Annotated in this window: 6 protein-coding genes and 1 pseudogene; 3 read left to right on the plus strand and 4 right to left on the minus strand. The window is 64.8% G+C overall.

Annotated features, from left to right (window positions below):
- From H2037_RS17315 to H2037_RS17330, 4 genes are all read right to left on the minus strand, one after another.
- The coding region (locus tag H2037_RS17315) for an ArdC-like ssDNA-binding domain-containing protein (protein ID WP_292124409.1) at positions 1–626 on the minus strand (626 nt) is incomplete at its 3' end.
- A 2-nt stretch (positions 627–628) separates the two neighbouring features.
- On the minus strand, positions 629–1357 hold the full coding sequence (locus tag H2037_RS17320; protein ID WP_292124410.1) for an ArdC-like ssDNA-binding domain-containing protein: 729 nt from the start codon (positions 1355–1357) through the stop codon (positions 629–631).
- A gap of 168 nt (positions 1358–1525) precedes the next feature.
- Positions 1526–3514, minus strand: a complete 1989-nt coding sequence (locus H2037_RS17325) for a ParB/RepB/Spo0J family partition protein (RefSeq protein ID WP_292124412.1) — start codon at positions 3512–3514, stop codon at positions 1526–1528.
- A gap of 653 nt (positions 3515–4167) precedes the next feature.
- Entirely contained in the window at positions 4168–4893 is a 726-nt protein-coding gene (locus tag H2037_RS17330) for a helix-turn-helix domain-containing protein (protein ID WP_292124413.1), read from the minus strand.
- A 178-nt stretch (positions 4894–5071) separates the two neighbouring features.
- Here H2037_RS17330 and H2037_RS17335 point away from each other — a divergent pair, with 178 nt between their 5' ends.
- From H2037_RS17335 to H2037_RS17345, 3 genes and pseudogenes are all read left to right on the plus strand, one after another.
- Positions 5072–5959 (plus strand): hypothetical protein, encoded by an 888-nt coding sequence (locus H2037_RS17335; protein WP_292124415.1) that lies wholly within the window; start codon positions 5072–5074, stop codon positions 5957–5959.
- Positions 5960–5973: 14 nt separating this feature from the next.
- A complete protein-coding gene (locus tag H2037_RS17340) occupies positions 5974–6981 on the plus strand; it encodes a hypothetical protein (RefSeq protein ID WP_292124417.1) in 1008 nt (335 codons plus the stop codon).
- A pseudogene (locus H2037_RS17345) lies at positions 6978–7203 on the plus strand (hypothetical protein); the annotation flags it as partial. The gene H2037_RS17340 and the pseudogene H2037_RS17345, both read left to right, overlap by 4 nt.

Here is a 7203-nt window from a genome sequence, read left to right on the forward strand (position 1 = left end):
CCTGTGGCATGCAGACCTTCATGGAAAAGCGTGCCATAATAAGCGGCAGGCTCCCTGAACTGTGCGAAGGGTGGCATTTGCACGCGATCTTCCGAAGGAATATAGTACGCCTCGTTGCCGCCATGCCGGCACTCAATGCCAAGGTTGCCCCAAAAGATATCGGCGTTCCGCATCCGCGCATCGTCGGACAGGAGATCGATGGTTGGTGGAGCATAACCCTCTACCTGCGCCTCGTTGAAAACGCTGTACCCCCGCGCAAACATGCGAGCGCGGCCACGCCCCTCCTGCTCGGAATCCCGGTCATCGGCATCCTCGCCGCGATCGTTGACCTTCCAGAAGACAATCGTGGTGGCCTGCTCGCCCTTGCGAACCTGGGCTCCCAGCGCTTGCCACTGACGATAGCTGGCCCAGCGTCCGGAACTGTAGCCTGCAGCCTGCGCCGCGATCCACAAGCTGAGAATGTTGGATCCCCGGTAAGCCTTGCCGGTGCCGGCGTTGATGGGGCGCGAGGTCGCTGATCCATCGTGATGCCACGGCATTGTCCACGAGCCCGCCCCTGCCTCGATGGCGGCAACGATCTCGTTGGTGACGCGCGTGTATATATCGGTGCGTTCTTTGCTGCGCATGATCAGGACTCCCGTCCTGAAATCGCACAGCAGGCCGTACGATGGTTGGGAAACAGCAGCGCGCAAAGGCCATCGACTGTCCTCGAAATGAGGACACTTGCGATGTTACATACCTCGTGGGCGAGCGTGGCATAGTAGTGGTCGAAGCCGGAAAACAGGCTGGTCGGCGGCATCGTGACGCGATCTGCAGTGGGTTCGTAGTAGGCTTCCGAACCCTGGTGGCGCAGATTGACGGGGATGGCGGCGAAGAAGGCGTCGAGCTCGGCCTCGCGCCCTTCAGGCTCGACCAACTCCAGCGTTGCAGCCGGATGGAAGCGCTCGGGCAGACCTTCGACCTGATCGGCATTGAAGACCGGGTAGGCCTTGAGCACCCGGCGGGCCTCGTCGGTCTTTTCGCCGGTGTCGGGCGCTTCAACCTCCTTGGTGTAGCTCTTGTAGAAGATCGCGATGGTCGACTTCTCGCCCTTACGGACCTGCGCGCCGAGCGATTTTGCCTGATTATAGGTCATCCAGAACGGCGATGCGTAGCCACACATGTCGGCGACCATCCAGAGCCAGAAGACGTTCATGCCGCGGTACGGGATCCCGCAGGCCCGCAAGGGCCGGGAGACCGGAACACCGCGCCACGGCTTGATCCACGGCTTCGTGCCTGCTTCCAGACGGGCGATGATTTCCTGGGTGATACGGGCGGCGGGCGACAAGCCGCTGCCCTGCCCCTTGCGATAGGTCATGATGGTTCTCCTGATTGAGGCATCCGGACAGTCGGCGACGGGTTCGCCGGTCAGTGCCACAGGGTCCCGGGCCCCCTCTGCTCTGCTTCCAAAAAGGGAAGCGGCCCTTCGGCGTGAGCCGAAGGACCGCTTCCCGAGGTGCGAGTGGCTGTGCCTGTCAGGAGGAGGTCAGGCGGCCAGCTCGCGGGGGGACTGATCTTCGGTATCGTCACCGGACTCAGCGTCGGTGGTGTCGATCTCGGCTTCGCCAGCATCCGGGGACGCGGAGGCAAACCGCATGACCTCAGGCACCCAGGCCAGGGCCTTCTCGCGTACTTCGACCTCGGTGATGTAGGTGCCGGCGAAGACGCGCTCGGCACTCATCGCGAGATCGCCTTTCTTGACCGAGGCAAAGCGCGAGGAAAGCTCGAGGCCGCCGACATCGGTCAGCGCGTCGAGGATAACCTGCTTTGACACCCGGTCGAAATAGTTGGCCGCAGTCGGTCGCCACCACTGCGCCATGTCGATGCCGATCAGGCGGCCGAGGTGGTCCTGGAACGGCAGCTGACGTTCGCCGGTCATGTTAAGGCTCGCCTCGAGCGACCGGGCAACGACAAAGCCGAGCCAAGCGGCGCGGCTGTCATCGGATAGCGCGCGAAACAAGTCGAAGCGGGAAGTCGCATCGGTGCCCGCGCGCCAGCTTTCATCGAGACCGGACCTGAGCTCGGCAAGCGCGCTGCTCGCCTGGGCATCCTTGGCTTCGAAGCCGATGATCGGGCCTGTTGGGACGGGCGCGCGCAACGTGGTCGAAGGGCGCGCCCGCCAGTCGTGGGTATCGGCATCGGCAAGCGTGAATACCATGATGTCGAGCGCGAGCCCGGGGTCGGATGCAACGTGCAATGCCAGAACATCGCGACGCTGCATCGCGAGCTCGTCGACCAGACGCTTGGACAAGGTGGTCCGGCGCTTGTCGGAACCTTCACCGTCGGGAACGACTTCGATCTCGCCGTCGGCTTCGGCGGGATCGGCCTGACGCTCGCCGTAGAACACCGGCTGGAGGACCGGCGTGCCATCGCGCGAGAGCACCAGCACCATTCCTGCCTCGGCCTTGAGCTCCGGCGCGATAACCGGCGGTCGGGCACGGATTTCCTGGCATTCGCGTTCGATGGTCTCGATGGCCGCTTCGGCCGCCGCCACGGCTTCCTCGGCGCTGTCCTCGTCCTCAAGGATCGCCGCATGCTCGTCATAGGAGGCATCGAGCTCGTCGAGCCTCGCCAGTTCCGCTTCGGTGAGCGGCGCCGGTTCGGCGGGAAGCCGGACCAGCCCTTCGACCAGATCGTGGCTGGCATAGGGATCGAGCGTGGGCTTGACCCAGGCGAGTCCCTGCTCGGCGGCGAGGGCTTTGGCCTGCTCTTCCATCTTTGCCGCCGCGAGGTTCTCCAGCAGCGCAACATCGACCCAGGATTCGCTGTCGTCGTCATCGAAGAGTTCGCGCTCGATCCGCCCCCCGGCAGCGATGTAGGCATCTCGACCAACGAGCCGGGCGCGCGGATCGCCGCCCCGGACGGTCCCGGAGAGGACCATGCGCCGGATGCTGTCGGGATTGGGGGCATAGTAGGCCGAGGAAACCTGCTCGAAGACGCGGGCCTGGATCTGCTGGTCCGAGGTCGCACCGAAAGCCTTGGCGATGTCGAGAGTGATCTGGCCGGAGGCCAGTGCCTCGAACACGACGGGCGCGAGCGTCGCGAGACGCAGACGGCCTTCGACGAAGCGGACAGTCAGACCGAAGCGGCGGGCAACATCTTCAACAGTCGCACCCCCAGACACGAGCGCGGCGAAGGCCTGGGCTTCGTCAGCGGGGTTCATGGCGAGGCGGTGGAAGTTCTCCGCGAGGCTGGTCTCGACGGCCGCTTCAGCGCTGTCCTCGAGCACGAGGCAGGTGACTTCGTGATCGCGAGCGAGGATCTTTTCGTCTGCCAGCGCGAGCATTGCGCGGCGGCGACGCTCACCGGCTTCGACCTCGAATTTGCCCTTCGCGGCTGGCCGGACGATCAGGTTCTGCAGCAGGCCGCGGGCTGCGATGCTGGCCTTGAGTTCAGCATCTGCCGCCGAATCACCGTGGCGGCGGACATTGCGAGACGACTGAACGAGGTTGTTCAGCGGGATCGACTTGATCATGGGATACACTCCTGACTGTGAGCCCGGCGCATCGACCATCGACGCCCAAATGGCTCAATCAGGGCAAGCCCCCTCCTCTCTTGGGCGATTGCTCCGAGTTTCACAGCCCGGTCGGCAATGAGAATTGACGGCTTTTGGGACTTTCCTACCATCCGATAGCGACTTGCTGAACAGCGGGTTTCGCCAAGAGCCGACGGTGAGCGTCTGTTCAACTCTACCAGCATTACAACAACAGCCGATTCGAATGAAAGACCGGCTCTCTGTTGGGATATGATCCTGCCAAGCTCGAGCGGCGAGCGGCGAGCGGCGAGCGGCGGCAATTGCAGAATCTGTGTCCAATAGTCGACATTCAGTAAGCGACCTATAGGCGGCTTTTCAGTGGCAAACTGCAAATTCCTTAAAGCAGGCAGGTATTCATGAGCCGCTGAAAAACTGAAAATGCAACCTTGGTGTCATTGGAAAATCACGAACCAAAAATGTGACCTGCGAGAGGACCAAGGCCGCAAGCTGTCGCTTCCTAATTCAGGCCACGAATAGTGGTGCGTGCTGCAGGGTCGTGTTACCAATTCAAGTACGAAAGGTGCGCACCGAACGTCGCGAGACTAGACTGTCACCGCTAACGGTGTGGCAGAGATCAGAAAATCCTCTCGTTGCTAGAGCAGACCGCGATGCGCGATCTTCGCAACGGCCTGCGCGCGTGACACGGCGTCCAATTTGCGTCGGGCATTGTCGATATGGAACCGGGCCGTCGATTCCGAAATGCCTAGGATGCGCGCAACATCCCAATCAGTCTTGCCTTCGGCCACCAGTCTCAGGCTATCGAGCTCGCGCCGGGTGAGCTGCACCGGCGGCGGCGGGTCAACCTCGGCCAATTCAATCAGCCGTTCGGTGAGCAGCAGCCCGGCCATCTGCAAGGCGCGGGTCTGCGAGGGATCTTTGTCCCTTGTAGCAAAGCCGAGATGAAGCGAGGCGATCTTGCCCGACGAACCATATGATGTGCTGCACAATGTCGATGCGATGCGCGCTTCGCTCAGTGCGTCCCAATAGCGCCCGAACCTGCGCTCGCGGCGCGGGGCGAAGTCCTCGAAGCGGTAGAGCGTGCGGTTCTGGCGGATCGCATCGAGCAGCGGGTTGCACTCGAAGCAGACGTAGCGGAACGCCTCGCTGTCCGGCCAGCAATCCGGCGCGATGCGCAAGACCACGCCCCCCGCGGAGAAGTGCCGCTCGGACGTAAGCGCACCCTCCGGTCGGCGATAGGTGCGGGTCTGGAGGTAGGACGCGCCGTAGCGTTCGGCCATTCCGAAGAACGTCCGGCTTGCGGCCTGCGCCGAGGGCGCATGCAGGATTGTTTCGAGATCGTCGGCGACTTCCGAAAGCAAGACATACCCCCCGGCCCGTGACGGTCAAAATTTGCACTGGTGCCCCGAATTGGCAAGCAAAGAAGCGCGGCGGCAGGGGCGACGCAACCAAAACCCCCCGATTCCGCCAGCTAGCTGGCGCATTGTGCGGCAGCCTATCCTTGGTGGCGGCAGAGAGGATGCCACAAGGAGGGGCGGCATGCGGAGAATCGATTGCTGGTTGGCAACCACCTTGGCCCTTGCCGTCCCTGCCGTGGGTGCGAGCGCTGCTCCGCAGACAGGGACACGGCTCGATAACGGCGCGATGATTGCAATCGAGGCGCTGGAGACTGGCGAACAGGTGCTCTTTCCTCCCGCCAGCGGCCCGATGGTCTTTGCCGGTCAGAACCTGATCCTGACGCAGGCGCAGGTGATCGGTGGCTACGCCAGCAGCTTTGCCTACCTGCTGGTTCTGTCCGGCGAAGTGCAGATCGGCGACCGGCAGATCCGGCCCGGCTCGATGCTGCTGGTGCCGCCATGGGGGGGCGAGCCATCCATCGCACGCTTCGATGCCCGGCGGCTGCTGGCGGCATGGCCCGCGCACGAGGGGCAGGCCAAAGCCCGTGCGGCTGCGGAGCGTATTGCCAAGCGCCAGCGGCTCGCCCTGACGCTCGGGCGCCTGCAACGCACGCGCTTCAACGTCGTCGCTTCGGGTGACGCCCGGAACGAGCCTGCGCGGCGGGCGGCGGTGGGCGCAAAGGCGGTGCAGAACATCCGCTTTGGCGGGCAAGGCGATCTGCCGGACGTGGTGCAACAGCTGATGACGAATGTCGCCGGTGCGCTCGTCAGCGGGGACAGCGCGACGCTGGCTCAGCTGATCGACCCCTTGCCCTTCGGGAGCGAGAGCATCGCCCCGCGCCAGCTTCTGGCGCAGTCGATCATCGCGCAGACGGATTGGCCAAAGCGGCTGCAGGGCGTGGCCATCATTCCCGGTGCCGATGACACCCAGTGGCGTCTCGCCGGTCCCGACGGGGTGACGGTGGTGCAATTGCACGCCAACGGGGAGTTTCCGTTCGTCGCCGCAATCACGACACAGGCGGCCCAGTGATGCGGAAAGGGGCATTGCTCGCCGCGGCCTGTGTGCTGGCCATTGTCGCGGTAGGTCCGGCGCAGGCGCAGGATGCACCGCCCGCGCCGCCGAAGCCCGCCGTGACCCAGTCGCGCAGTCGGGTCGTGCTGCTGGCGCAGACCTTCGACGGCAGCGTCACCCGGTCGCTCAACCGTACCGCCGGGGTGGCCGAGGCGCGGCGCGGTGCGGAGCGCTGGATCGTCGTCGATTATGGCAGCGGCGCGGTGGTCGAGCGCGGGAATGGACAGATTGCGGGGGCCGATGTGGTGAGCGACAGCGGCATCGAGCTTGGCCTCGTCTTCGACCCCGAAACCCGCGCGGTCAGCGGGGACGGCTTCATGGCGGATATCCTCAATCGTCACATTCGGCCGCTGCTCGATCGCATTCCGCCGGGCGCCGCGCAATGGACGCTGCGGTTTGGCCCCGAGGAAGCCGGGATTGCAGGCGATTTCTCGGGTGCGCTCGTGGTTCGCTTCAGTCGGCTTGCGATCAGCCATGAAGGGCGCAGCCTGATGCTGCTCCGATACGAGATCCCCGGATTTGCGCTCGGCGGCAAGGCCGGCAGCATCGCGCAATGGGGGAGCGGCGGGGTGCTGGTCGATGCGGGCGATGGCACGGTGCTGTGGTCGGGGAGCCACCACCGCGCAGTCGCCCAGCAGGAACAGGGTCCGGCGCGGCCCTATCGCGCCCAGTTCAGCACCATCGCCGTCGATGCGGCTGGCGCGCCGCTGGTCGATCCGGCGGAGATCGGCGCGCTAGCCTCGCTGCTGGAGCAGATCGACGGGGCCGAAGCGGATGCGCCGCTGCCCTTTGCCGGCGACGCCGAGGGCGCGGTGCCGCAGCTGCCGCTGCATCTTGCTGCGATCATCGATCTTCTCGCCGTCGGTGCGGCGAGCGAGGGCATCGACGCGCATGGCGCAGCCTTCGCCGGATTTGTGCTGGGCCGCACCGGCGCCAGCCGTGCCGTGACACCCGAAGCTTCCGGGGAGGAGGGGGAATGAACAAACTGATCCTGACATCGGCAACCGCTGCCATCGCCTTGCTTTCGGCTCCGCTGGCCGCGCAGGTGGCGCCGTCACCGAGCCCGTCGCCCAGCCCGGCCCCCAGTTCGCAAGGCGCGCGCGCGGCAACGCAGGGCGATACCCTCGCCTTCCCGCCCCCGCCCACTGCTGACGCCATGCGCCCGAACGAACGCGTTGATATGGTCAATCAGGGGCTTTCTC

Origin of the sequence: Brevundimonas sp. (assembly GCF_013912065.1) — a bacterium.
Taxonomy (GTDB): domain Bacteria; phylum Pseudomonadota; class Alphaproteobacteria; order Caulobacterales; family Caulobacteraceae; genus Brevundimonas.